Origin of the sequence: Pseudomonas sp. SIMBA_067 (genome assembly GCF_046534675.1) — a bacterium.
GTDB lineage: Bacteria > Pseudomonadota > Gammaproteobacteria > Pseudomonadales > Pseudomonadaceae > Aquipseudomonas > Aquipseudomonas putida.
The window spans coordinates 1-25,114 of record NZ_JAWRYH010000004.1 but is presented as its reverse complement, the minus strand read 5'-3'; the positions used below and the strand labels follow the sequence as shown (position 1 = coordinate 25,114).

The 25,114-nt window shown below is 63.3% G+C and carries 20 protein-coding genes and 1 pseudogene; 11 read left to right on the top strand and 10 right to left on the bottom strand.

The window, feature by feature from the left end; translation table 11 throughout:
* Positions 1 to 28: 28 nt before the first annotated feature.
* Positions 29 to 1,648 carry a PvdJ/PvdD/PvdP-like protein gene (locus SB765_RS10655; protein WP_341796349.1) on the bottom strand — a complete coding sequence of 540 codons (1,620 nt, stop codon included), beginning with the start codon at positions 1,646 to 1,648 and terminating at the stop codon, positions 29 to 31.
* A 186-nt stretch (positions 1,649 to 1,834) separates the two neighbouring features.
* Here SB765_RS10655 and SB765_RS10650 point away from each other — a divergent pair, with 186 nt between their 5' ends.
* Together SB765_RS10650 and SB765_RS10645 are read left to right on the top strand one after the other, a co-directional pair.
* On the top strand, positions 1,835 to 3,181 hold the full coding sequence (locus tag SB765_RS10650) for a dipeptidase (RefSeq protein ID WP_341796350.1): 1,347 nt from the start codon (positions 1,835 to 1,837) through the stop codon (positions 3,179 to 3,181).
* Between the two features lie 17 nt (positions 3,182 to 3,198).
* Positions 3,199 to 4,491, top strand: a complete 1,293-nt coding sequence (locus tag SB765_RS10645; protein ID WP_410931301.1) for an aminotransferase class V-fold PLP-dependent enzyme — start codon at positions 3,199 to 3,201, stop codon at positions 4,489 to 4,491.
* A 49-nt stretch (positions 4,492 to 4,540) separates the two neighbouring features.
* Here SB765_RS10645 and SB765_RS10640 read toward each other — a convergent pair whose 3' ends face one another.
* The gene (locus SB765_RS10640) at positions 4,541 to 5,509 is read right to left on the bottom strand and encodes an alpha/beta hydrolase (protein WP_410931300.1); all 969 of its coding nucleotides are present in this window, start codon (positions 5,507 to 5,509) and stop codon (positions 4,541 to 4,543) included.
* A 141-nt stretch (positions 5,510 to 5,650) separates the two neighbouring features.
* On the opposite strand from SB765_RS10640, the gene SB765_RS10635 reads away from it, so the two are divergent.
* Together SB765_RS10635 and SB765_RS10630 are read left to right on the top strand one after the other, a co-directional pair.
* Positions 5,651 to 6,772, top strand: a complete 1,122-nt coding sequence (locus tag SB765_RS10635) for a cupin-like domain-containing protein (RefSeq protein WP_410931299.1) — start codon at positions 5,651 to 5,653, stop codon at positions 6,770 to 6,772.
* Between the two features lie 72 nt (positions 6,773 to 6,844).
* Positions 6,845 to 7,813, top strand: coding sequence for a siderophore-interacting protein (locus SB765_RS10630; RefSeq protein ID WP_341796354.1), 969 nt, complete (start codon positions 6,845 to 6,847; stop codon positions 7,811 to 7,813).
* 60 nt (positions 7,814 to 7,873) lie between these two features.
* On the opposite strand, the gene SB765_RS10625 is transcribed toward SB765_RS10630, so the two are convergent.
* From SB765_RS10625 to SB765_RS10615, 3 genes are all read right to left on the bottom strand, one after another.
* Positions 7,874 to 9,265: an aspartate aminotransferase family protein gene (locus SB765_RS10625; RefSeq protein ID WP_341796355.1), complete on the bottom strand. Its 1,392-nt coding sequence runs from the start codon at positions 9,263 to 9,265 to the stop codon at positions 7,874 to 7,876.
* 152 nt (positions 9,266 to 9,417) lie between these two features.
* A complete protein-coding gene (locus SB765_RS10620) occupies positions 9,418 to 10,740 on the bottom strand; it encodes an ATP-binding protein (RefSeq protein ID WP_410909996.1) in 1,323 nt (440 codons plus the stop codon).
* Positions 10,737 to 11,420, bottom strand: coding sequence for a response regulator transcription factor (locus SB765_RS10615; RefSeq protein WP_016498667.1), 684 nt, complete (start codon positions 11,418 to 11,420; stop codon positions 10,737 to 10,739). Before SB765_RS10615 ends, SB765_RS10620 begins: the two co-directional genes overlap by 4 nt.
* Before the next feature lie 258 nt (positions 11,421 to 11,678).
* Between SB765_RS10615 and SB765_RS10610 the strand changes: the two are divergent.
* From SB765_RS10610 to SB765_RS10600, 3 genes and pseudogenes are all read left to right on the top strand, one after another.
* Positions 11,679 to 13,025 (top strand): annotated as a pseudogene (locus SB765_RS10610) (DUF6861 domain-containing protein).
* A gap of 19 nt (positions 13,026 to 13,044) precedes the next feature.
* Positions 13,045 to 13,662 (top strand): GAD-like domain-containing protein, encoded by a 618-nt coding sequence (locus tag SB765_RS10605; RefSeq protein WP_341796359.1) that lies wholly within the window; start codon positions 13,045 to 13,047, stop codon positions 13,660 to 13,662.
* A 33-nt stretch (positions 13,663 to 13,695) separates the two neighbouring features.
* Complete coding sequence (locus SB765_RS10600; RefSeq protein WP_410931298.1) at positions 13,696 to 13,794, top strand: T6SS immunity protein Tdi1 domain-containing protein; 99 nt, start codon at positions 13,696 to 13,698, stop codon at positions 13,792 to 13,794.
* A 64-nt stretch (positions 13,795 to 13,858) separates the two neighbouring features.
* Here SB765_RS10600 and SB765_RS10595 read toward each other — a convergent pair whose 3' ends face one another.
* Genes SB765_RS10595 through SB765_RS10575 form a run of 5 tightly spaced genes read right to left on the bottom strand, consistent with a single transcriptional unit; the run spans position 13,859 to position 19,970 of the window.
* Positions 13,859 to 14,425, bottom strand: a complete 567-nt coding sequence (locus SB765_RS10595) for a nucleotidyltransferase family protein (protein ID WP_341796360.1) — start codon at positions 14,423 to 14,425, stop codon at positions 13,859 to 13,861.
* On the bottom strand, positions 14,422 to 15,393 hold the full coding sequence (locus SB765_RS10590) for an XdhC family protein (RefSeq protein ID WP_410931297.1): 972 nt from the start codon (positions 15,391 to 15,393) through the stop codon (positions 14,422 to 14,424). The genes SB765_RS10595 and SB765_RS10590 overlap by 4 nt, the downstream gene beginning before the upstream one ends.
* A gap of 2 nt (positions 15,394 to 15,395) precedes the next feature.
* On the bottom strand, positions 15,396 to 16,607 hold the full coding sequence (locus tag SB765_RS10585; protein ID WP_410931296.1) for a cytochrome c: 1,212 nt from the start codon (positions 16,605 to 16,607) through the stop codon (positions 15,396 to 15,398).
* A 2-nt stretch (positions 16,608 to 16,609) separates the two neighbouring features.
* A complete protein-coding gene (locus tag SB765_RS10580; protein WP_016498661.1) occupies positions 16,610 to 17,146 on the bottom strand; it encodes a (2Fe-2S)-binding protein in 537 nt (178 codons plus the stop codon).
* The gene (locus tag SB765_RS10575; protein WP_410931295.1) at positions 17,139 to 19,970 is read right to left on the bottom strand and encodes a xanthine dehydrogenase family protein molybdopterin-binding subunit; all 2,832 of its coding nucleotides are present in this window, start codon (positions 19,968 to 19,970) and stop codon (positions 17,139 to 17,141) included. The genes SB765_RS10580 and SB765_RS10575 overlap by 8 nt, the downstream gene beginning before the upstream one ends.
* A 250-nt stretch (positions 19,971 to 20,220) precedes the next feature.
* Between SB765_RS10575 and dsbD the strand changes: the two genes are divergently transcribed.
* The 4 genes from dsbD (at position 20,221) to SB765_RS10555 (ending at position 24,882) form a co-directional block, all read left to right on the top strand.
* The gene (gene dsbD, locus SB765_RS10570) at positions 20,221 to 21,936 is read left to right on the top strand and encodes a protein-disulfide reductase DsbD (protein ID WP_410931294.1); all 1,716 of its coding nucleotides are present in this window, start codon (positions 20,221 to 20,223) and stop codon (positions 21,934 to 21,936) included.
* Positions 21,936 to 22,772: a TlpA disulfide reductase family protein gene (locus tag SB765_RS10565; protein ID WP_016498658.1), complete on the top strand. Its 837-nt coding sequence runs from the start codon at positions 21,936 to 21,938 to the stop codon at positions 22,770 to 22,772. Before dsbD ends, SB765_RS10565 begins: the two co-directional genes overlap by 1 nt.
* A gap of 1 nt (position 22,773) precedes the next feature.
* The gene (gene dsbG / locus SB765_RS10560) at positions 22,774 to 23,532 is read left to right on the top strand and encodes a thiol:disulfide interchange protein DsbG (RefSeq protein ID WP_410931293.1); all 759 of its coding nucleotides are present in this window, start codon (positions 22,774 to 22,776) and stop codon (positions 23,530 to 23,532) included.
* Positions 23,533 to 24,060: 528 nt separating this feature from the next.
* Positions 24,061 to 24,882 (top strand): RHS repeat-associated core domain-containing protein, encoded by an 822-nt coding sequence (locus tag SB765_RS10555; RefSeq protein WP_410931292.1) that lies wholly within the window; start codon positions 24,061 to 24,063, stop codon positions 24,880 to 24,882.
* Positions 24,883 to 25,114 lie beyond the last annotated feature (232 nt).

Genomic DNA, 25,114 nt, shown 5'->3' with positions numbered 1-25,114 from the left:
ACGCGATTGGGGCGCAACGCGCCGCCAGTCAGCCCGAACGCTGCGCCACCCTGAGGTTACGCGCATACCAAGGCCGCTTCGGTACTTTGGGCTGCAACTTGTCGAACAGGTCTTCATCACTGTAAATGATGCGCAATGCCAGCTTCATCGTCTCCGGGTCCATCTCCACGCTGCGCCCGGGCCGTAGTCCCGGTACGGTCGAGCAACCGTGGGTGTCCGGCCCCAGCCACGGGTCTGCCACCTCGACCCAACGCCCCGGCGCAAACCACTGCACACCGTTAACCTCCAGCCGCCGCACCTCGCCCGGGTGCAGCCGCTCATGGGCACGGAACCAGTCTTCGATACGGTCGTCGATCCAGCCGTGAAAATGCCAGAACACCGGGTTCACATGAGAAGAAAACGGGTCTCCGAGAAAGTCGTTGTCCGCCGCGAACCAGCGTTCGGCAAAATCGTCCGGGGAGCGCGCCGTCGGCACCGGCATGCCGTTGGAAGGGTCCCGCGGCACCGATGCCCAGCGCATGTGCAACCAGTCGTGCAGGCCCAGTTCCACCTCCGAGCCGAACTGGCCCAGGGTCAGGCTGCTCAAGTAATCCGGGTCGGTGTACCGCGACTCCCAGACCTGGAAATTGCCGTGGAAGGTATCCGGTGACTTGATGTCACGTACCCACTGGGTGTACTCCTCGTCATCACTGGCCAGCCAGGTGGGTGGCAGGGCATTGCCGTCGTGGTTATCGAAGTAGCGGGCAAAGCCTGCACGGTCACGCTCCAGCTCCGGTTGTGGCAGCGGAAAGCGCGGCCAGGAGGGCAGGTCTTGGAGGGCACGGGCGCTGCCAAGCATGTGCCGGTGCATGAAGAAGAAGTCCTCACCCGAACCGTTGCGGTCCTTGTGCCGCCCGCGTGCGTCACGCTCGCGGTCACGCGGCCCCGGTTGCCAGCCAAGGCCACGCAGGGCCTTCTGCTTGCTCTTGTCCAGCTTGTGCCATTTGTCCCGCGAGGAGTGCCACAACTGATGAAAAAGGCGATGCTCCGGCGCAATGAGCCAGGCCAGCAGTCGAGGGTTCAGCGGGGTTCGTTCGCGCGCTTCGGGGAAGGTGCGTTTCAACGCCAGGAAGTGGTTGTCCTCCACCGGCAATGTCAGCGCACGGTCCATGCGCGCAATGTGCCCGTTGAGGGTTGCCGGACCGGCATTGCCGAACCGCCCCCAGACTTCATCGAGCACGATGTGGCATTCATAGCGCGCCTGGGCCGAAAACAGCCGCCAGCGCACGGTGCCCGGCTTGTCCGCCAGCAGGTCGCCGACCACCCGGTAGCGCGGCTCCTCGTCCCCACGCAGGCGCTCTGGAGTGTCCAGGTAACCGCGCAGTGCACGACCGCTGGCTGCCACATCCAGGAACAACTCCAGTTCACCTCCCGGCAGGCCATCCAGCCCCGCATCCTTGCCCTGCAGGGTCCAGCGCCAGATGCCGCGCAGGGTATCGCCCAACTGCTGCAAGGCGGTGTCGGCCAGCTCGACCACGGCCTCGCCAGGGGTTTGCGGAAACGCTTCGGCATCCCGCTGGCGCTGCACATACAACGCACCCAGCGCGCCAGGTACCACCACACCCGTCAATGCCACACCGGCGATGAAACCGCGTCGGGAAATCGTCATTGCTTACCTGTGCATTCATTGCGGCCATGGAGCACGGCCCGTCCAAGGCTAGAACGTTGCACGGACAGCGAAATTTAACGGCGCATGGCCAAGGACGCTGGCTAAATTTTGCGCGTGCGAGCTCGTTCATTGCAGGTAGCGGCGGCCTCTGTGCCCATCCCTGACGGTGAACCTACTGAGACCAAGATGACGACTCCACGCTGGAAGAAAGCCCTGTTTATCAGCCTGGCCACGGCGATTGCCGCCGGTGCCGGGTTTGCCGCCTGGCACTACCTGGCCACCCCAGCCGGCTATTCCCGCGAGGTGACCCGCCAGGCCAACGACCTGCAGGAACGCATCATCTCGTTTGACAGCCACATCACGTTGCCGCTGACCTTCGGGACCGAAGGCAGCGAGGCCGACAAGGATGGCAATGGCCGCTTCGACCTGGCCAAGGCCGCACAGGGCCGTTTGTCAGCCGCCGCCCTGACCATCTTCGCCTGGCCAGAATCCTGGACCGGCAACGATGGCCCGCACCGCCCTACCCCGGGCTTCGTCGAGGCCGCGCGCCACACCCAGGAGGTGCGCTACAACGCCATCACCGCCATGGTCCGCGACTTCCCGCAGCAGGTCGGTATTGCCTATACCCCGCAAGACATGCGGCGCCTGCATGGCGAAGGCAAGTTCGCGGTATTTCTCAGCATGCTAAACGCCTATGCCCTGGGTGACGACATCGACCAGCTCGACCGCTGGGCCGCGCGCGGCGTGCGTATGTTCGGCTTCAGTTACGTGGGCAACAACAGCTGGGCCGACTCTTCGCGCCCGCTGCCGTTCTTCAATGACACCGTCGATGCGCTGGAAGGCTTGTCACCAACCGGAAAGCGCGCCGTGCAACGGCTGAATGACCTAGGCGTGATCATCGACGTGTCGCAGATGTCGAGCAAGGCGCTGGCCCAGGTGGCCGCCCTGAGCCGCGCGCCGTTGGTGGCCTCGCACTCGGCGCCACGAGCGATGGTCGACATCAACCGCAACCTCTCCGACAAGGAGCTGCAACTGATCAAGGACAGCGGCGGGGTAATCCAGTTGGTGGCCTTCTCCACCTACCTCAAGCCACTGAGCAGCAAGACCCAGGACAAACTCGACATCCTGCGCGCCCGCTACGGCCTGCCGCCCTTGGCCAACCTTAACTACGCGCTGATGCCTGGCGACCCGGTGATCGCCGGCTGGCCCGAGCAGAAGGTCGGCCAGTACGCCAACGAGCTGTACGGCATCCTCGACGAAGAACCACCTGCCACGCTCAAGGACTATGGTGACGCCATCGACTACACCGTACGCAAGGTCGGTATCGACCACGTCGGCCTGAGCTCGGACTTCAACGAAGGCGGCGGCATCGAGGGCTGGCAGAACGCAGGCGAAGCACGCAACGTCACAGCCGAACTGATCAGCCGCGGCTATTCCGAAGCAGATATCGCCAAGCTCTGGGGCGGCAACTTTCTGCGCGTGTGGGAGCAGGTGCAGCGCGCCGCGCAACCCGTCGCCACTTCGTCCCCATGACCCTTGCGAGCACCTTGATGAACGACCGTCGCACATTCCTCAAGCAGGCCGGCCTGCTGGCTGCCGCCCTGCCACTGACCGGCCCCGGCCCGCTGCTGCCTGTCGCCCACGCTGCACCGGCCAAGCCCGCCACGGCCGATGACTGGGCCGCGTTTCGCAGCCTGTTCGAGCTGGACCCGACCTACGCACACTTTGCCAACTTCCTGATCACCTCGCACCCAAGGCCCGTGCGCGAAGCCATCGAAGCCCTGCGCGCGCAGTTCGACCGCCAACCGGCCTACATGGTCGACTGGGACAGCCAGTCGGAATGGAAGCACGAAGCTGACGTGCGTGAATGGGCTGCGCGTTACCTTGAAGTGAAACCGCGGCAGATTGCCTTGACCGGCAGCACCACCGAAGGCCTGGGGCTGATCTATGGTGGGCTGAAGATTGCGCCGGGGCAGGAAATTCTTACTACCGTGCACGAGCACTCGGCGGCCCGCCATACCATGGGCTTTCGCACCGCGCGCGATGGCACGGCTGTGCGGCGCCTGCGGCTGTTCGACGACCCCGCCAAGGTGAGTACCGACCAGGTGCTGAGCACGATTTCGGCCGCGATCGGGCCGAGAACCCGGGTTCTTGGCATGACCTGGGTGCATTCGGGCAGCGGCGTCAAACTGCCCGTGGGCGAGGTCGGCAAGCTGGTACACGAGGTCAATCGCCAGCGTGACGAGCAGGACCGGATCATCTACGTGATTGATGGCGTGCATGGCTTTGGCGTCGAAAATACGCACTTCGCCGATTTCAACTGCGATTACTTCATCGCCGGCACCCACAAGTGGATGTTCGGGCCACGCGGTACAGGGATCATATGTGCAGCCTCCACCGAGCTGAAACAGCTGGCCCCGACCATTGCCACGTTCTCCGAAAATGAAGACTTCGCCACGGTGATGACCCCAGGCGGCTACCACGCGTTCGAGCACCGCTGGGCGCTGGGCAAGGCCTTCGAGTTGCACCTGCAACTGGGCAAGGCAGCCGTACAGGCGCGTATCCACGGGCTTAACGACTTCCTCAAGCAGCGCCTGGAGGCACTGCCGGGGATAGAACTGGTAACACCGCGCAGCGCTCACTATTCCGCGGGCTTCACCTTCTTCAGGGTCAAGGGGCAGGATGCCGATGAGGTGGCCAGGTACCTTAACAGCCAACGCATTGTGGTGGATGCAGTATCGCGGGATGCGGGGCCCGTGGTGCGCACCGCGCCTGGGTTGTTGAACACCGAGGCCGAGATCGAGCGATTGGTGGATGTATTGAAGCGCTATCGGCGCGCTTGAGGGCTGGCTTGTCGGCGATGGGGCGCGAAGCGCCCCTGGCAAGCCTAAGTCATGGCTGACCGGCAATCCCTCTCAACCACTGCCCGACATCCCGATAAATCTCCTCCACCTGCCCCACGATCCCCGACATGCGCAAGAAGTCGTGGGTCAGCCCTTGCAGCCGCGCAAACGTCACAGCCGTCCCGCCGGCCAGCAACCAGTCACGGTAGGCAATGCCCTCATCATGCAACGGGTCATACTCAGCCACGAACAGGTAGGCCGGCGCCAGCGGCTCACACAGCGTCGACAGAAGCGGCGAAACCCGCCAGTCCCGGCGCTGCTCCGCCTGCGGCGCATAGTGCTGGTAGAACCACTCCAGGGTTGGCGTCTCCAGCAGGTAGCCCTCGGCATGCTCGCGATGCGAGCCCCGCTGGCAGGAAATATCGGTCACCGGATAGAACAGCAACTGTGCCAGTGGCTTGAACGCCAACACTTCGGGCTGCTCGACCGCCGTAATCGCCAGCACCGCCGCCAGACTGGCGCCCACGCTGTCCCCTGCCAGCACCACTCGGCGGTTGTCCAGGCCCAGCACCGCTGCCTGTTCGGCCAGCCAGTTGGCAACATCCAGCACATCGTGCAGGGCGACCGGGAACTGCTGTTCCGGTGCCAGCCGATAATCCGCCGCCAGCACCGCGAACTCACCAAGGGCCGCAAGGCGGCGGCACACCGAGTCGTGGGAGTCGAGGCTGCCAACCACATAGCCGCCCCCATGCAGGTAGAAAATCACCGGTCGCAAGTCTGCGCCCGCTTCGCCCTGGCGATACAAGCGCGCATCCAGGCTGGCACCGTCGCGCGCGGTAACCTGCAACTCGCTGACCGTGACATTGCCCGGTGGGCTCGGGTCGAGCACCTGCGAGCTACCGGCGAACTCGGCCCGGGCCTGGGCCACGTCCATCGCGTGCATGGGCAGGCTCCTGCCCGTCAGCCGGCCAAACTCGACCAATTCCAGAAATGCCGCCAGATCAGGGTGCAGTGCCATGTGGGTTCCTTGGGTAAACAATGTGACTCAAGCCTCCCTACGGGACGTAGCAGCACACCGAAAAATTAACCGCCATACGGCTAAATCGTTGGCGCAGGCGCTCGTTATCCCTGCACAACGAAACACCGCCCGAGGCACACCGTGGACCTTCAGAGCATCCTCAGCAAACTGTTCGCCAACGCCCATGCCGTCGGCATCGAAGGCGTATTCCAGTTCGTCTTCGCCCAGGACCTGGCCTTCTGGTCGGAGGTACGAGACACCAGCCGCACCGGCGCCGGCCGGCACAGCGCCCCCGATGTCACCATCGAGGTGGCCGAGCGCGACTTTCTCGGCATCATGGGCGGTACGGCCAACGTCGAGGAACTGTTCGCCAGCGCACGACTGAAGATTACCGGCAACATGGGCCTGGCCACCCTGCTGCCGCAGATCATCAGCAACGCCCGTCGGGGTGCCGCAGCGGCCAAGGTGTCGATGAACCAGCGTTACCCGACCCCTGCCCGCCTCAGCGAACGGGTGTCGATCGCGCAGCCCGTGCAGCGCGAGGTGGCACGCATTGCCCACTCCGACATGCCAGTGGCACGCTTCAAGAGCGAGTATCTGAAGCACGGCACGCCGGTGGTCATCAGCGCTGCCTTGCAGGACTGGCCGCTATTCACCATGGGCCGCGAGGCATCACTGGAGCACTTCGCCGAATTGCAGGGCATCACCCGACACGGTGATTACGTGAAGAAGACCTTCTCCACCGACCGCGATTTCCGCTCAACCTCCATGGCCGCGTTCATCGCCTCGCTGGACACCCCGACCAAACCGGGGCCCCCCCCGGCCTACATGGGCAACAACATCGTGCCGGAGAAGCTGCTGGCGCTGATCAACTACCCGCAATACTTCAGCCGCGACAAATTCATCGCACCGCGCATCTGGATCGGTCCAAAAGGCACCTTGACGCCCCTGCACCGCGACGACACCGACAACCTGTTCGCCCAGGTGTGGGGGCAGAAGTCGTTCATCCTCGCCGCGCCGCATCACCGCCCTGCGCTGGGCACGTGGTCAACCAGCCCCAAAGGCGGCCTCGACGGCTGCGATTTCAATCCTGACGCCCCGGATTACCAGCGCTTCCCCGCAGCGCGCGACGTGCCGTTCTTGCGCGTGGTGCTGCAGGCCGGCGACCTGCTGTTCCTGCCGGAGGGCTGGTTCCACCAGGTGGAATCGGTGTCGACCTCGCTGTCGGTGAACTTCTGGGTGAACTCCGGGCGCGGCTGGTAACGGCCGATGCGGGGTTAATTTGCAGCGCCAGCGGCTCGTCCTAGAGGAAACCGCTTGCAAGAGGCCCATCGCATGTCCAGCTCCGCCAGCATCACCCATGCGCTGCAGCAAGGGCTGCGCCGCTTGATCAGAGGCCGCGCCCCCGCCACCGGCGCCTACCGCATTTTCGACCTGGTGCTTGCCCGGCGCATCCACCTCAGCCCCTCGCTGGCTCGCCTGGTATTCACCGGCCCGGATGTCGCCCAGATGGTCACCCTGGCGCCGGACCAGCGCGTCAAGCTGCTGTTTCCCGCGCCCGACGGCTCACTGCCCAACCTGAGCAACGCGCAGCATTGGAAGGCTGCGCACAGCGCCTTGCCGACAGCCCGGCGCCCACCGATGCGCACCTACACCATCCGCGCCTTGCGACCTGAGGCACTGGAGGTGGATGTCGACTTCGTACTGCATGGCGTCAACGGCCCCGCTTCGGCCTGGGCCACGCACGCGCAAGTGGGTGAGAGATTGCAGATGGTCGCGCCCAATCTTGCCCATGAAGGCGACCCCGGCGGGTATGAATGGAAACCGCCGCAGGGTGTACGCAACGTGCTGTTGGTTGGTGACGAGACGGCATTGCCGGCAATTGCCGGCATTCTTGAGCAACTGGCCGAAGACCAACCCGAATTGCCGGTGCAAGCGTTTATCGAAGTACCGCTGGAAGCGGACTGCCTGCCTTTGCGCCATGGCAACGCTACCGACCTTCACTGGTTGCCGCGCGAGTTGCTCAATTGCGAGCATGGCCAGGCCATGCAGCATGCAGTGCGCGAACTGGCCAGCCTGCCGCAGGTGCAAGCCGCGCCGCGAGTAAAGCTGGAAGAGGTGGATATCGACACGCGGATACTGTGGGAGCAGGCCAGTAGCGCCAACAGTGCGTTCCATGCCTGGGTGGCGGGGGAATCAGCGACAGTCATGGATATTCGCCGCTACCTGATCAAGGAACGCGGGCTGCAGCGCGAGTGCCTGACCTTGATGGGCTATTGGCGGGCCGGGCGGACCTTTGATTGACTGGAAATAACCGGGGGCGCTTTGCGCTCCTTTCGCCGGCAAGGCGGCCCCCGCCATGATTCAGACCGCCGCGATCAATGCCTTGGTAAAACGCTGCGCCACTTCATCAACCTGCTCGGCGCTGATGATCAGTGGCGGCAGGAAGCGCACCACCGCACCATGGCGCCCGCCCAGTTCCAGGATCAGCCCGCGCTTCAGGCACTCACGCTGCACCTTGGCCGCCAGCTCGCGGTTGGCCAGCGGGTGACCCAATGCATCCGCATTGCCCTGTGGGTCCACCAGTTCGACCCCAAGCATCAAGCCACGCCCGCGCACATCACCCAGTTGCGGATAATCGCGCTGCAACTGCAGCAGGTGCTGGCGCAAGCGCTGCCCCATAGCCTCGGCATGTTCGGCCAGGCGGTGCTCGACCAGGTAGTTGATTACCGCCGACCCCGCCGCCATGGCCATCTGGTTGCCACGGAAGGTGCCGGCATGTGCGCCCGGCTTCCAGGTATCCAGCCAGTCGCGGTACACCACTACCGCCAACGGCAGGCTGCCGCCAATGGCCTTGGACAGCGTGACCACGTCCGGCACGATGCCGGCATGCTCGAAGGCGAACATGCGCCCGGTGCGGGCAAAGCCGCTCTGGATCTCGTCGATGATCAGCGCCACACCGGCCTGCTTGGTGATACGGCGCACACCCCTGAGCCATTCAATATCGGCCGGGATCACACCACCCTCGCCCTGCACCACCTCAAGGATCACCGCCGCCGGAAGTGGCACGCCGCTTTCCGGGTCGAGCAGCAGGTTTTCCAGGTAATGCAGGTTGGCTTTCACCCCGGCTTCGCCGCCCAAGCCGAACGGGCAGCGGTAATCGTAGGGGTACGGCATGAACTGCACGCCGTTGCCGAGCAAGGCGCCCAGCGGCTGTTTCGGCCCGTTGCTGCCCATCAGGCTCAGCGCGCCCTGGCTCATGCCGTGGTAGGCGCCATGGAAGGCCAGCACCGTGCTACGACCGGTAGCCGTGCGTACCAGCTTGAGTGCCGCCTCCACGGCATCGGTGCCGGTCGGGCCGCAGAACTGCACCTTGGCCTCGCGGCGCAGCGCCTCGGGCAGGATGCCGAACAGGTCCTGGACGAAGCGGTCCTTGACCGGCGTGGTCAGGTCCAGGGTGTGCAGGGGCAGCTCATCGGCCAGCACACGCTGGATGGCCTCGACCACCACCGGGTGGTTATGGCCCAACGCGAGCGTACCGGCGCCGGCCAGGCAATCGATGAACTGGCGGCCTTCGACATCCTCCACGTAGATGCCACGGGCGCGCTTGAGCGCCAGCGGAATGCGCCGCGGGTAGCTGCGGGCGTTGGACTCCTGCTGTTGCTGGCGTTGCAGCAAGGGTGATTCGGTAAACTCGTACAAAGGTTGCGACGCGCTGACCGGTGCAACCTGGGCAAGGCTGGAAGCGGTGGACATGGGTAAATCCTCGCAAGCAAGCGAATGGGCAGTTATCGCTTGGAAAACGCTTGAGTGCCGGGAGGATTTAGCGGTTGTTACTGGATTTTACTTTGCCTGCGCCGGCCTCTTCGCGGGTGAAGCCGCGAAGAGGCCGGCGCAGCCGATAAAGATCAATGCCCGGAGCGCGCCGGTACTTGCAAGAGCACCCGCAATCCATCACTACGGCTGTCAAAGCGCAGGCTACCGGCACAACGTTGCACGATCGCCTGGACAATCGCCAACCCCAACCCGCAGCCCCCGCTCTGCCCATTGCGCCAGAAGCGCTCGGTCAGGTGCTCAAGGTCGGCTTCGGCAATCCCAGGCCCGTGGTCGCGCACCATGAAGCCCACCTGGCCGTCGGCCATCTGCACCTCCAGCTCCACCGCCTCGTCGCCGCCATGGCGCAGTGCGTTGTCCAGCAGGTTGCGCAGCGCGGCCACCGCCAACGGTGCGGGCATGCCGAGGTAGACCTGAGTGGCTGCTTCAGGCAGACGTAGCACGATACGACGGTTGTCCCCCCCACCGGCGTCCTGCACTGCCTGGCGGGCCACCTGCTCGGCACTGCACTGCACACCATCTTCGAAGGACAGGCTGCCTTCTACCCGCGCCAGCATCAGCAACTGCTCCAGCGTGCGGTGCATTCGGTCGGTGCCCTGCTCGGCATGCTCCAGCGCCTGCTCGCGCACCGCGCCATCGGTCATGCGTGCCACCTGCAGGTGGGTCTTGATCGCGGTCAGCGGGCTGCGCAATTCATGGGCCGCATCGTCGGTCAGGCGCCGCTCGCGCTCGATGGTCTGGGCAATGCGCAGGAACAGCTGGTTCTGGGTTTCCAGCAAGGGCTGCAACTCGCTGGGCATGCCCGCCACCTGCAACGGCTCGACACTGTCCGCTCGCCGTCGGCGCAAGGCGTCGCGCATGCGGTTGAGGGGTTCCAGGCCTTTGCCCAGGCCGATCCACAACAACCCCAGGCTGCCGAGCAAGGCCATCAGCACGGGTGCCGACGCCGCCAGCAGAATCGACTGGTTAAGCGCCTCGCGCTCCATGTGCCGGTCGGCAGTGGTGATGCGCACATCACCGTGGTTGTAGGTGAAGGTGCGCCACAGTGCATCGTCGATAGTCTGGTCACGGAAGCCGCTGCGCTCGTCGTCCATGGCGCCATCGTGCTTGTGGTTGCTGGCGAGGATCTCGCCACGCAGCGAACTGACCTGACAAGCCATGCCGTCCGGCACACTGAACTGGTCGGCAGAAAAGTGCGCCTCCCCGCCCTTGGCGGTCAGCGGTTGTGGCAACTGGTCGATCAGCCCGGCGACCATACGCGCCGATGCCACCAGGCGCTGGTCGAGGGAAAACATCATCTGCTGGCGCAGGTCACGCAGCATCCACGCCGCGGCCAGCGCCCAGATGATCACGAAAGCGCTGCCCAGGATCAGGCTCAGGCGAACCCGCAGGCTCATGATGCAGCCTCTTCCGGTGCCTGCGCCGGGCCCAGCCGGTAACCCAGGCCACGCACGGTCTCGACAATGCCGTTGCCCAGCTTGCGCCGCAGGTGGTGGATATGCACGTTCAGGGCGTTGCTTTCGACTTCGTCGCTGAAGCCGTACACGCAGTCTTTCAGTTGTTCGCCGGACAGCACCCGCCCGGGGTTCTGCAGCAGTGCCTGGAGCAAGGCCTGCTCACGGCGGGACAGGTCGACGGGCTGCCCGGCCAGGCTCGCCTCGCAGCTGCTGGGGTCATACCGCAACGGCCCGTGCTCGATCACATTCACCGCCCGCCCGGCCACCCGCCGTAGCAGGGTATGCAGGCGAGCGGCCAGTTCGCGCAGGTCGAACGGCTTGAGCAGGTAGTCGTCGGCGCCGGCCTGCAGGCCATCGACGCGGTCGGTGACGGCATCGCGGGCAGTGAGCACCAGCACTGGCAAGTCCACCCCCTGCTGGCGCAGGCGACGCAGCAGCTTGAGGCCGTCTTCGTCGGGCAGGCCAAGGTCGAGGATCATCACGTCGAACTGCGCGGCCTGCAGCATCGCCCGCGCATCGGCGGCATTGCCCACCCGGTCCACGGTCAGGCCCTGGGCGGTAAGGCCGGCGCAGATGCCGGCGGCGATCAGGTCGTCGTCCTCGCAGAGCAGAACGTGCATGGTGGGGCTCCCGGAATGGTATGGCTGGCATTGCACCTTGGGCGGATTAAGGGGGGATTATGGACCTTTTAGGGAGGGTTGGGGGGAGATCGAGCGCCGCGCGGGGTCGCCACCCTGCCCTAAGCAGCCTCACCCCAATCCCCGAGCTTCTCGAACACAACAGAAACGAAGTCGCCTTTTCCTACAGCTGACGCAGAAACCTCTGATCCGAATCCATGATGGGATTTCCCCCTGCACACGTTGTCAGGGAGACACCTCATGTACCTGGATTACCTCGTGCCCTCGTGGCACGAGATCGAGTCACGTGTCATCGCCATGGTGGGCTACCAAAGCAGTGGCCAGTTCCGCACCAGCCTCAATGAAGAAGTCGCCTCACTGGGCCTCAACCTGCGCCGGGTCAACGCTGTACGCACAGCCTTCTACCAGGCTGAATGGCAGGCGGCGCACATGCTACGCCAGCGCTTTGCCGACCTCGACATCAACAGCATCAGCGACGAACTGCTGAGGATCGTGCAGCAGATGGCGATGATCGTCGCCGGCAGCACCATTACCGGTGGCCTGCTTGGCGCGGGGGTAGGCGCATTCGCCGGCGGCGCCGGAACCATTCCGTTCGCTGGCGCAGGCGCGGTCATGGGCCTCAAGGTCAGCGGCTGGATCCTCGGCGCGCTGGGGCTGGCCTCCATTACCGAGTTCTTCATCGACGGCTTGCCGCGGATCGGTGAGTACTACGTCGATGGCATCCGCTTCGCCTGGGAAGGCACCTGCGGCAATGAAGGCACCGGCCCGTTCTGCCGGGACGACCCCTATGCGATATCCCGGGCCACGCATCAGATTGCCCAAGGCCATGTGGAAGTCGTGGTGCTGTTGTTGGGGGCGATCGTGTCGTACCTCACCCGCGGGCGCGGCGATGCCTGAGTGCTGGCCCAGGAGATGGCGGCCAGCCGCAAAGGCGCGCGGCTGGGGCAATGGATGCTCCAGCATGAAGAGGGGTTGAAGAAACGGCCGGATCTGCAGGTGCCGGAGCGGCGCAAAGGGGCGATGGATGATCCGCAGCCAGTTCAGCCGAATCGGCAGGCGGGAAAAGACAAAGAGCCCTCTACAGCTAAGCCCGGTAGGATGCCGTTGCATACGGTGGCGTGTTTCAAGGCAGATAAACTGCCAGCGTCGAAGCATGGCGAGTTTGAGCGGCAGTTAAAGGGACAACAAGATGGACTCAATCGGCTGACGATTGAAGAGTTCCTGGAAAATATTGCAAACCCCATAAATCGAGATCCGAAAACTGCGAGAAAAGCAAGACAAAAACTGTATGACGACCTAAGGAAAAGAGCTTATAGAAAATTGCCCAAGGACATGAACCCAATTGAAGCAAGAACAATTTCAACGATGCAGGCTAAGGAAACGATGTCCTCTCTTGCTGCGCTGCACAATCCAGATCTAATCGCCGGCGGCAAGGATGTCATCTCTGACTTCGGGGATAGGCAAGTAAATTCCACTATAGGTCCCCAATGGAGAAGCAGGGTAGGAGAGCTGACAAGATCAGTCGAAGAACAAGCCAAAGATGGCCGCGCATCAGGCTTTTTAAATGTCAGACTGCACAAATGCTAACAAGATAAGGAGCGCGACAATGGACGAATTTTTCTCCCTCTTCATAGAAGAAATGGGCGAACCGATTTTCAGGCAGGAGGTGGCACCTTCTAGCATAGAGCGCTACAGCGGTAAATTGCCGAAGAAACTGTTGGAATACTGGGCCGAGCATGGATGGTGCGGATATGGTGATGGAATATTCTGGACGGTCAATCCGCAAGACTACGAGGGTGTCGCCGCCTCATTCATAGAGGGCACTGCGCTCGAAGGGCGAGATACCTATCACGTCATCGCTCGAGGCGCCTTTGGTGATCTCTATCTGTACGGAGAAAATTCCGGGTTTTCATTAGACATCGTAGCCCACACTTCACAATACTGCGGCAGAGTGAATAAACTTGATGCAGGCAACATGGACAAGGAGGTGCAAGGCTTCTTTCTATTGATCGAACGGGAGTCCAACGACTTTGGCGATTTATTCGAGCCTGCATATAACAAATTAGGCAAACTCAATCATGATGAGATGTATGGTTTCGTTCCAGCCTTGGCATTCGGTGGACCCTGCGATCTTGCCCACCTAGAAAAAGTCAAAGCTGTCGAGCACTTGATACTACTTGCACAGATCTCCCCCCTCGAACCCTATAGCTTTTCTGACTTCTAAACACAGTATTGGCCCTGAAAAGCGGCGGATGAGATGCACGGCTTCGTCCCGGCGTTGGTGCTGGGCGTGTCTGCCAGCCTGGCCAATCTTCAGCAGCTGAAGGCCGACGTGCATCTGATTCTGCTAGCGTAGACGGGCGAACTGGGACCCTACGAACTCGATGAAAAGGAAGATGATTAGCACGCGCTTACAACGCTCACTGGCGCAGCGCATCGGGCGAATCGACATCCTGCAGCACGCCGACATCTTCGACATCCAACCGGACGCAACGGTCCGCATGGGTCTTCAGCACCGAACGCGCCCCTTCATCACCCTTCAGCCGGGCAAGCGCCGGCCAGAAATCACGCCCGAACAACACCGGATGGCCCTGTCGTCCAGCATGACACGGCAGGACTATCGTTGACCCACTGGCCACGCGTGCAAGCAAATCCAGGGTCGCGGACTCCACCCAGGGCATGTCACCCAACAGGATCGCCACCGCTTGCGCCTCACTGTCGGCCAGCGATGCGGCACCTGCTGCCAGGCTATGACCCATGCCCCGAGCGTAATCGCCACTGGAGACCACCCTGCATCGCGCTGGCAATCCCAGGTCCACACCTCGCTCCCCTTCACGCAACACCACCCGAACATCATCGAACACTGCGCAGGCGCTCTCTACGCTGTGCACCAGCAAGCTTCGACCGTCAGCCAGCAGCGAACGGCGCTTGTCAGAGCCAAAGCGCACACTGCTGCCTGCCGCCAATACCAACGCAACCACGCTCACAGCGCCGCCCGCTCGATGCCGTTACGCACACGAAGGATGTCGGCCAGTACCGCCAGGGCGATCTCGGCCGGGGTCTTGCTGCCCAGGTTCAGGCCAATCGGCGCATGGATGCGCGCCACCTCATCGCAACCCAGGCCACCAATTCGCTGCAAGCGTTCACGGCGCTTGTCGGAGGTCACCCGGGAGCCCATCACGCCAATATAGAAGGCCTCGGTACGCACCGCTTCAAGCATCGCCAGGTCGTCGATCTTGGGGTCATGGGTCAATGCCACCACCGCCGTGTCGGCATGGCAACCGCCATGGCGGATAAACTCCGACGGCAACTCGCGGCGCACTTCGATGCCGTCCAGCCGCACGCCATCCAGCACTTCGTCCCGCGGCTCGCAAAGGATGACTTCAAACCCCATGCCCTTGCCGAACTCGGCGCAAAAATGCGCCACGCTGGAATAGCCGGCCAGAAGCAGGCGCTGGGCGGCGCCGACGCGCAGGCGAACACGGGCGCTATCCCGCTCGACGCGTGGCCCTTGGCAATGGTCATCGGCCAGCTGGCGGGTACCGTCCGGCAGGCTCACTTCACGCAGCACCCGACGCTGGCCCAGCAGCGCGCTTTCCAGCTGACGCAGGTGCGCCTGCACCTCGCGCTCGGCGGGCAGGTTCTCCACCAGCACTTCGAGCACGCCACCACAGGGCAAGCGGATACTCGAACGCGGGTCGCTGTCGTCACCGTAGCGCACGATGGCAACCGGCTCCGGGAACTCACCCAGGGCCACACGTTCGAGGAAGTCGTCCTCGACGCAGCCACCCGACAGCGACCCCAGCCACCGGCCGCTGGCATTGACTGCCAGCAGCGAGCCCGGCGCGCGGGGCGCCGAGCCGTAGGTGGCGAGCACCGTACATAACCAAACCCGCTGACCGTTGCACGACCACTGCAAGGCCTGACGGACCACCTGTAGATCGAGATGCTGCACGTTTATTCCACCTTCAGCTCGGCGAGCTGCTGTACGTTCAGGTCACCGGGCAATCCACCCCAGGCCTGGCGCAGGTAGTTGACCATATCCGTCACCTGTTGGTCATCGAGCTTGTCGGCAAAGCCCGGCATCGGCTGCATGCGCTCGAAGCCGGTGAACTGCTGTTCACGGATGCCTTCGAGGATGACCTTGACCAGGTTGCGCGAGTCACCCTGGCGCAGCACGGTGTTGCCCTGCATGGCCACGGCGATGTGCGGCTTGCCCTCGCCGTCGACACCATGGCAACCGGCGCACACGTTGAGGTACTGCTGGTGGCCGCGCTTGGCGCTGTCGCTCATCTGCTCCAGGGCAACGGCCTGGATGGCCTTGGCCGGCGGTGGCTGGTCGCCCAGCAGGTAGGTGGCCATGGCCGCCAGGTCGGCATCTTCCAGGTGTTGGGTGCTGTGGTGCACCACCGGGAACATCTCGTTGAACATGCTGCCCTGGGCGCTGATGCCATGCTTGAGGAAGGTGGTCAGGTCTGGCTGGGTCCAGCCGCGCTCGGCCAGGTCCTGGGCCAGCAGGCTCGGCGCCAGGTAGCCACCAAGCAGGCCGCCGGTCATGCGCTGGTCCTGCTGCAACGCGCCGATGGGGTTGCGCGGGGTATGGCATTCGCCGCAATGGCCCATGACTTCGACCATGTACTGACCACGCTGCCAGGCCGGGCTTTTGCCTTCGGTTGGCTGCAGCTGCACGCTCTTGCCATACAGCATGTTCCAGCCACTCAGGCCCATGCGCACATTGAACGGGAAGCGCAACGCAGTCTGCGGCGCCGGGCGATTGATCGGCGGTATGGTCATCAGGTAGGCGAGGATCGCGTCCGAATCTTCACGCTTGATCAGGTGGTACGAGGTGTAAGGCATGGCAGGATAAAGGTTGGCGCCGTCCTTGCGCTTGCCCTCAGTGACTGCGGCGAAGAACTCGTCGGCGCTGTAGTTGCCGATGCCGTACTGTTTGTCCGGGGTGATGTTGCTGCCATAAATGGTGCCGAACGGCGAATGAATCGGCAGCCCGCCGGCATACGGCGCGCCGCCTTCGGCGGTGTGGCAGGCCATGCAGTCGGCCGCGCGTGCCAGGTACTCACCGCGCTTGACCTGAGCCTCTTCCGCCGCCAAGGCGAACGAGCTGACCGCCAGGCCCAGGGCCAATGCCACTGCGTTACGAACGAAGCCCATGCTCAACCCTCCTTGACCAGGCCGAGGTCGTTGAGCACCTTGCGGGTGGCGTCGTAATAACGCACGTAGCCGGTGCAGCGGCAGATGTGGTGCCCGAGGCTGGCCTCGATGCGGTCTTCCACTTCGCTCTTCTTCAATGGCTGGCGCTGGGCGGTTTCCACCAGCACGGTAGCGGCGTTGACGAAGCCCGGCGCGCAGTAGCTGCACTGGAAGGCGAACAGGTCGACGAACTTCTGCTGGATCGGGTTCAGCGTGAGGTTACCGGCCGCGTCCGGTTTGGCGTGGCCCTCAATGGTGCGTACCTTCTTGCCCTCAAAGTAGTGGGCGCCGGTGATGCAGGTGCGCACTTCTTCGCTGGTGCCGTCGGGGTTGTCGACGATCACCACGCAGGCGTGGCAGATGCCCTGGCCGCAACCCAGGCGCGAGCCGGTGAGGTTCTGGTGTTCGTGCAGGTAGTCGATCATCGCCAGGTCAGCGGGGACCTCGACCGGGCCGACCGGTTGACCGTTGAGGGTCAGTTGCAGTGGACGGTTAGCCATTGAGGGCCTCCTTGATACGGGCTGGAGTGATGGGAAGATCGCGCACGCGCTTGCCAATGGCATGGGCGACGGCATTGCCGATGGCCCCCACGACCGGGATCATCACCACTTCGGCGATGCCCTTGGACGGGTCGGTCGGTGACAGCGGCGGGAGGATTTCGCTGGTCTGCTTCCACACCGCCACGTCGCGCGCATGCGGCAGGCGGTAGCGGTTGAAGTTCCAGTCGCCCTCCCCGGGCCCGCCCTCGTACATCGGCATTTCTTCGGTCAGCGCGTGGCCGATGCCCATGGCGATACCGCCTTCGAGCTGGCCCTTGACCAGCTCCGGTACCAACACTCGGCCGCACTCGACCCAGCTGTGGTGGTTGAGCACCTGCACTTCATGGGTGCCCTTGTTCACCTTGACTTCAACAATGGTCGCCACCGGGCTGTAGTAGGTAACCATGGCATTGTTCAGCTGGGTGTCGGGGTAGGCAGCGTTCTGCCGGTCGAGCAGGTGGTAACCGTGGCTGCTCATCTGCGCCTTCTTGGCGTTCACCGCGCCATCGCCGTATTTCACCGCCACGGCGTCAAGCGGGAAGCGCTCGCGCACACCGTCGATGACGAAGTCGGCCTCGGCCCAGCTCCAACGGTTGAAACCGTGCACGCTGGCGCCGGTGACCAGGCCCATGTCGTGGGCCTTCTGTGCCAGCTGGGCGAACGGGATCGGCTGCAGGCCGTTACCGGTCAGCTCGCCGTTGACCCACACCGCGTTCTCGCGGCGCACCACCAGCGGGTTGGCCTGGCCGCCATGCGGGCCCTGGCTCCAGATGGCCATGGCCGCCGGCCACAGGCCGTGGTTGAACAGCACGCGCGCCGCTTCGCGGGTGGCATGGCTGAAGTAGAAGGCCGAGTTGGTCGCCGACGATGGCGACGCCAGCTTGCCGACCCAGCGCGGGTTGCGCAGCGCGGCGTCCTGCTCGGGCTGGCTGATCAGGTACGGGTTGCCGCTGGTGCTCAGTTGCAGCTCTGGCCATTCGGTAACCGCCGTCCTCACCTCGTCAGCCGAGCGCCCCAGGAAGTCGCTGACCACCAGGGCCTGGGAGGTAGCCATGCCGGTGCCCAACTCGGTGCCGATGTGGCGCAGGCTGATGCGGCCGTCGCGGCTGAACTCGATGCTGGCCATCGGTGCTTCGGAACCGGTGCCGAAGTCCTTCTGGCAAATCGCAAAGCCCACGCCGTACCAGTGGTCCTGGTCTTGCGCATCCATCTGCTGCTTGCGTGCGTCGCGGTTGCGCCACCAGTCGTGCACGGCGGCCTTGTCGAGAATCTCGTACAGACGCAGCGCGCCCGCCGGAACCGCGCCCTGGGTGTTCTTCATGCCCGATTTCAGCGCGTTGGCACGGCGCAGGTCGATGGCATCGACGCCCAGGCGGCCTGCGATTTCGTCCACCATCATCTCGGTGGCAGCCATGCTCTGCAAGGTGCCGTAGCCGCGCATGGAGCCGGCCTCGACACCGCGGGAATGGTAGGCGGTAACCGACAGGTCGTTCTGCGGCATGTAATAGATCGACTGCGCAGCAGTGGCGCCTACCGCAGCTACGGACGGGCTGTAGTTGATGCGCCCGCCGCCGTCGCAGCTCATGTCGGCGCGGAAGATCTTGAAGCTGTTGTCCTTCTTGTCCACGGCCAGCTGGTAGCGGATATCGAAGGCATGGCGCTTGATGCCGCTCTGGAACTGCTCGTAACGGTCATTGGCCAGGCGGATCGGCACGCCGGCGCCATACAGCGCGGCCACGGCGGCGTAGAAGACGAAGATGTTGTTGTCTTTCGAGCCGTAGCCCACGGTATAGCCCGGGTGCATGTTCAGCGTGTTCAGGGCGAAACGCGACGGCTTGATCATGTGCACGCATTCCTGCGCCACTTCAAACGGGCACTGGGTGGCAACCACGAAGTGCAGCGTGCCGCTGGCCGGGTCGTACCAGCCGTTGCCGTTGTCCGGTTCCAGCGCGGCGGGTTCGATGGACGGCGTCTTGTAGCGCTCGTCGAACACCAGCCAGTCCTCGGGCGGGTTGTCCAGCTGCTCGGCCATGCGATTGGCGTAGAACAGCCCCTGCTCGGTCAGGTCGCCGTGCTGGTTGGGCTGCTTCGACCACACCGGCTTGCGGTTGAGAATGGTCGGGAACAGCATGGAATTCTTCAGGCTGGAGAACTCATCGTCGTCGAACGGCGTGGCACCGCCCACCCGCACGAAGCGAAAGCTGCCGTATGGGTCGCGCTGGTACAGCGGCGCCTGGGCGCCGTAACGGATCGCCTTTTCGTTGAACTGCAGCTTGCGCTTGGCCTGGCGGAAGCGCTCGAAGTCGTGCCAGATCAGGATCGCCACCGGGTGGCCGATGAACATCGGCACCTTGCCGGGCGGCAGCAGCGGGTCGGGCGAATGGGCTTCCGGCCAGGCAATGCCGTCTTTCTCGAGATCGGCGGCGGTAACGATGCGGTCAGGCTGCAGCTCGCCACCGAGCAGGCTGAGGTCGTGACCGGCATAGATACGGTCGGCCTTGGTCGCCTTGAGCAGCAGCGCATGGCCCTGCTGCGTGGGCCAGCCGGGCATGTCCTTGGCGCGGATATCGCGGGCGAACACCTTGTCGCCGCACACCTTGGACAGGGCATCGTTACGGAAGCGCGCCTTGCCGTCATGGTTCATCCACTTCTGCGGCGAGGTGGTGACGCGGTCCTCCATCAGGGCGGCGAATGCCTGGCTGCCGAGTGGCGCCATGGTCACGCCGACACCAGCTATCAGCCCGCCTTGCAAGAAGGCGCGCCGGGAAATATCACGGTTGGACATGCTTGATCCTCTGGGCAGTTGGGGGGCCTGCCCTATTTTGATTCTAGTGCTAGCGGGGAAAAGCTGACTTGTACGTCAACTTTACAGGAAGTGTGTGGGGATTGGCAAAGTCAAGCCGACAATATGTCGCGGTGTGTCTGGGATGATGGGTGGCATTGGGTGGGGCTGGCAGACCAAAAACCAGAGTTAACCTTCATTTAATCAACCCCAGCCAGCATGGCCCCATTCCTAGATCTGCCAAGGCGAAGACATGCGCGTCCTCCTGCTCTTCCTGACACTGCTTCTGGCCGGCCCGTTGCAGGCCAACCCGTTCGATGTAAAACCGGACTTCCTGCCGGTCGACCAGGCCTTTGTGCTTACCCACGACCGCCAGGCCGACGGCCAGATGCGCCTGTACTTCCAGATCAAGCAGGGCTACTACCTGTACCAGAAGCGCCTGAAGTTCGATGGCCTGCCTGCCGGGCAGCACCCGCAATTGCCGCCGGCGCTCAACCACCATGACGAATTCTTTGGTGACAGTGCGGTGTACCGCGACCAGCTCGAACTGCTGCTGCCGGCCGATGCCCAGGGCCAGTTGCGCCTGGGCTGGCAAGGCTGCGCCGACGCCGGCCTGTGCTACCCCCCGCAGACCACCCTGATCGACCTGGGCGGCAGTGTGGCACCCGCCGCCGAGCAAGCCAGCGACCAGGCTCTGGCCAGTGGCCTGCAACAGGGCCACCTGGCCTGGAGCCTGCTGGCGTTCTTCGGCCTTGGGCTGCTGCTGGCCTTTACCCCCTGCTCGCTCCCGATGCTGCCGATCCTTGCCGGGCTGGTGCTGGGCAATGGCGCCAGCGCCCGACGCGGCTGGCTGCTGGCCGGGGTGTATGTGCTGAGCATGGCACTGGTGTACGCCGCCCTGGGCGTGGTCGCCGCACTGCTGGGTGCCAGCCTGCAGGCCTGGCTGCAGCAACCCTGGCTGCTGGGCAGCCTGGCGGGGCTGTTCGTGCTGCTGGCCCTGCCTATGTTTGGCGCCTTCGAACTGCAACTGCCCGCCGCCCTGCGGGACCGCCTTGACCGCGCCGGGCAAGGCACCCGGGGCGGTAACCTGTATGGCGCGGCGCTGCTCGGGGCGTTGTCCGGCCTGCTGCTGGGCCCATGCATGACCGCGCCGTTGGCCGGCGCGCTGCTGTACATCGCCCAGAGCGGCGACGTGCTGCAAGGGGCACTGGTGCTGTTCAGCCTGGGCCTGGGCATGGGCGTGCCGCTGCTGTTGCTGGTGACCCTGGGCAACCGTTACTTGCCGCGCCCAGGCGCCTGGATGGACCGGGTCAAGGGCGTGTTCGGCTTCGTGTTCCTGGCCATGGCCTTGTACACCGTGCGTAGCCTGTTGCCCGCCACGCTGCTGCTGGCACTGAGTGGCGGCTGGTTGATCGCCCTGGCCTGGGCCACATGGCCCGCCCTGCAGCGCCTGCCAGCATTGCGCGCAGTACCGCTGCTGGGTGCCTTGTGGGGCAGCCTGTTGCTGGTCGGTGCCGCCGCCGGTGGCGATGACCTCTGGCAGCCGCTGCGCCCGTTCACCGGTGGGGGTACCGCGGCCGTTGCTGCCCAGCATGCCGAAGACAGCTTCGTCACGGTCAGCCGCCCTGAAGACCTGCAACGTGAACTGGATGCGGCCAAGGCCCGTGGCCAATGGGTGATGCTCGACTACTATGCCGACTGGTGCGTGTCGTGCAAGGTCATGGAAAAACAGGTGTTCGCCCGTGGCGACGTACAGGCCGGCCTGGCCGGCGTGCACCTGCTGCGCCTGGACGTCACCGCCGACACGCCGGCCAGCAAAGCCCTGCTGCAGCGCTACCAGGTACCCGGCCCGCCCAGCATCATCTGGATCGGCCCGGAAGGCGACGAACGCCGCGCGCGGCGCATTACCGGTGAAGTGGATGCCGCCGCGTTCCAGCAACACTGGGCCCAGACCAGGAGCCAAGGCTGATGTTGACCGTAACCCTCGGGCCACTGACCATGGCCCTCAACCACCTGCTGATGCTCACCGCCCTGGTGATCGCCAGCGTGGTCGGCTGGTGGGTCGCCCGGCGTGGCGGCGAAAGCCCGGAATCGGCGCTGTTCAACCTGTTCCTGATCGGCCTGCTGTGCGCCCGTGCCGGCTTCGTGCTGGCCTATTGGCCGATGTACCGTGATGAGCCGTTGCAAATGATCGACATCCGCGACGGCGGCTTCCTGCTCTGGTCGGGCCTTGCCGGCATCGTCCTCGGTGCGGTGTGGCAGGGCTGGCGTCAACCGGGCCTGCGCCGCCCGTTGGGCTGGGCATTGTTCAGTGGCGCGCTGTTCTGGGGCCTGGCCAGCTTCGGCGGACACTTGTACAGCAAAGGCACCGAGCTGCCTGAACTGAGCCTGCGAAACGCTGGTGGCCAACCGGTGGCGCTGCACAGTTACCGCGGCAAGCCGCTGGTCATCAACATCTGGGCCACCTGGTGCCCACCGTGTCGGCGTGAGATGCCAGTGCTGCAACAGGCACAAAGCGATTACCCGCACGTGACCTTCCTGTTCGTCAACCAGGGCGAAACTCCGGAGAACGTCAGCACCTTCCTCGCCACCACCGGCCTGAGCCTGACCCACGTGCTGTTCGACGGCACCGGCCTGCTGGCCCAGCGCGTCGGTTCCATGGCCTTGCCCACCACCCTGTTCTACGACGCCAACGGGCGGCTGGTTGGCAGCCACCTGGGCGAGCTGTCCCGGGCCAGCCTGCGCCACGCCCTGGAACCTTTCGACCGGGCCATTGCGCCCGCCCCTGCCGCACAAGGAAACTGACATGCGATTGACTGCACTGCTGCCCCTGACCCTGGCCCTGCTGGCCTCCCCTGCCCTGCAGGCCGAAGAACTGCCCAAAGCAGTTCAGCAGCTGCAAGCCAAGGGCGCCGTGATCAAGGGCAGCTTCGATGCGCCCAACGGCCTGCGCGGTTATGCCGCCGAGTACCAGAACAACGCCCTGGCCCTGTACCTGACCCCTGACGGCAAGCACGTGCTGGTCGGCAGCCTGTTCGACGAACAGGGCAAGGACCTGAGCGCCGAGCCGCTGCAAAAGCTGGTATACGCGCCGATGAGCAAGGAAATCTGGGCGAAAATGGAAAAGACCGCGTGGATCGCCGACGGCAAGGCCGATGCGCCGCGCAAGGTGTACCTGTTCAGCGACCCGAACTGCCCGTACTGCAACATGTTCTGGGAACAGGCGCGGCCCTGGGTGAAGTCGGGCAAGGTGCAGTTGCGCCATATCATGGTCGGCATCATCCGCGAAGACAGCCCGGGCAAGTCGGCGGCGCTGCTGGCGGCGAAAGACCCGGCCAAGGCACTGCAACAGCACGAGAAGGCCGGTAAGGCCAGCACCCTGAAGGCGCTGGAACAGGTGCCAGAGGCTGTGCAACAGAAGCTGGCGGTGAACATGGCGTTGATGGAAGAGATGGGGTTGCAGGCGACCCCGGCCATTTTCTACCAAGATGAGCAAGGCAACCTGCAAAGCCAGCAAGGGGCACCACGGCCGGAGATGCTGGGGAAGATTCTGGGCAAGCGCTAGGCTTCTCTTGAATGTTGCTGTGATACACAGATCGAGCGCATCGCGCGCGAAGTTCGCTCCTTGATATGTGAGTGGTCAAGCTTTTTGAGGTGTTCAGCACTGAAAAGGTTGGCTGTATCAAAGGGTTCATACCCGCGAAGCAGGCGACGCGGGGCATGGCACCGGCTACGCCGGTGTTCGCGGGTGAACCCGCTCCTACGGGGGTTCGTGCTAACGGCGGGATTTTGCGCCAGGCATGTGATCGCAAGGCTACTAGCCTGCCGCAAGACATACGCTGTAGATGTAGGAACAACTGTCTTGCTCTAAATTCGAAAGGCCTGCGCGGTCGGGTGTAGGAGCGGGTTTACCCGCGAACACGGGCAAAGTCTGTGCTATCCAGCGCGCCACACTCGAGCATCGCGCAATTATTGAACCTATTATTTTTGCTAGTTTTCATTACCCTTCTGCAATGCAATACTTACAAGCAGAGTGTCAAGCTTGGAGAACACCGCCATGTCGATTGCCAGGCACATATTCAAGAAGAACAGCATGACCCACGCTATTGCCTATTCGCCATATGGTTATTGCCCCCCTGCGCCAATGCAGATGGCTGCTACTGGATTTAATGGGGAGCGATCTGACCCAGTAACTTATAATTATGCACTGGGCGCTGGCTATCGATTTTTTAACCCAGCCTTGATGCGCTTCACTTCTCCAGATGCTGTGAGCCCTTTCGGATCTGGAGGTCTTAACCCGTATTGTTATTGCCTGTGCGACCCGATAAATTTATCTGATCCCGATGGGCGAACCCCGGAGCAATCCTGGAATATCATTAGGCTTCGAACTATGTTCCCAAGCCTACACAAAAGTAAGACAAGATTTGAAATAAACCTGGAGGAGTTTAATGAAAATATGTCTAACTATAAAAGAACTTTGGGAAGGCGACATGAGTTTGGCTCGGCCCGTTCGCTAGTAGCCAGCCCAGCCGTTGATGAAATTCCACCGGGGTGGGACCGGATAGGTATTCACGGTTCTTCAACCCCTAATAAAAAGGGCTTACTGAAATCGCTTGACCCGAAATTTATAAAATCACGCGATGGGTATCAGGAGCTTGGGCGTGGATTTTATGTTGCAGTGGATTCGTCGTGGTCAATGTTCGGTTCCGGCGACGGAGGACAATCGTATAACGTATATACCCCAAATATGGCCCGCCTCACACCTGGGAAGCATTTCGACTTTTCGCATGCCGCCCAGCAACCTTATGAAAAAATGCAAATTGCTATTCGGGAATCGGGATATGACTTATTTATCGTCCGGGAGGCGCGGGTTGGACCGATAGTGCGGCCTCGACCTTATGAGGCGCCATTTTAAAAGTTTTTGGGGCATTCGTTTAATGGTTAACACTGGTCTGTCAAGGCTTCCCGCATCAAGTCAGCATAGGCCGTCTGACCCGGGCTGAAATAGCCTTGGGTTCAGCCATATCCAGCAAGCGTATTATGCGACTTCCTCAGGTACTTTGACCCTGTTGTAGAGACCGGACACATCGCTGACACGTGTACGGAGACATGGTTGACACATTATGGTCCGTAATCAGGTTTATTTA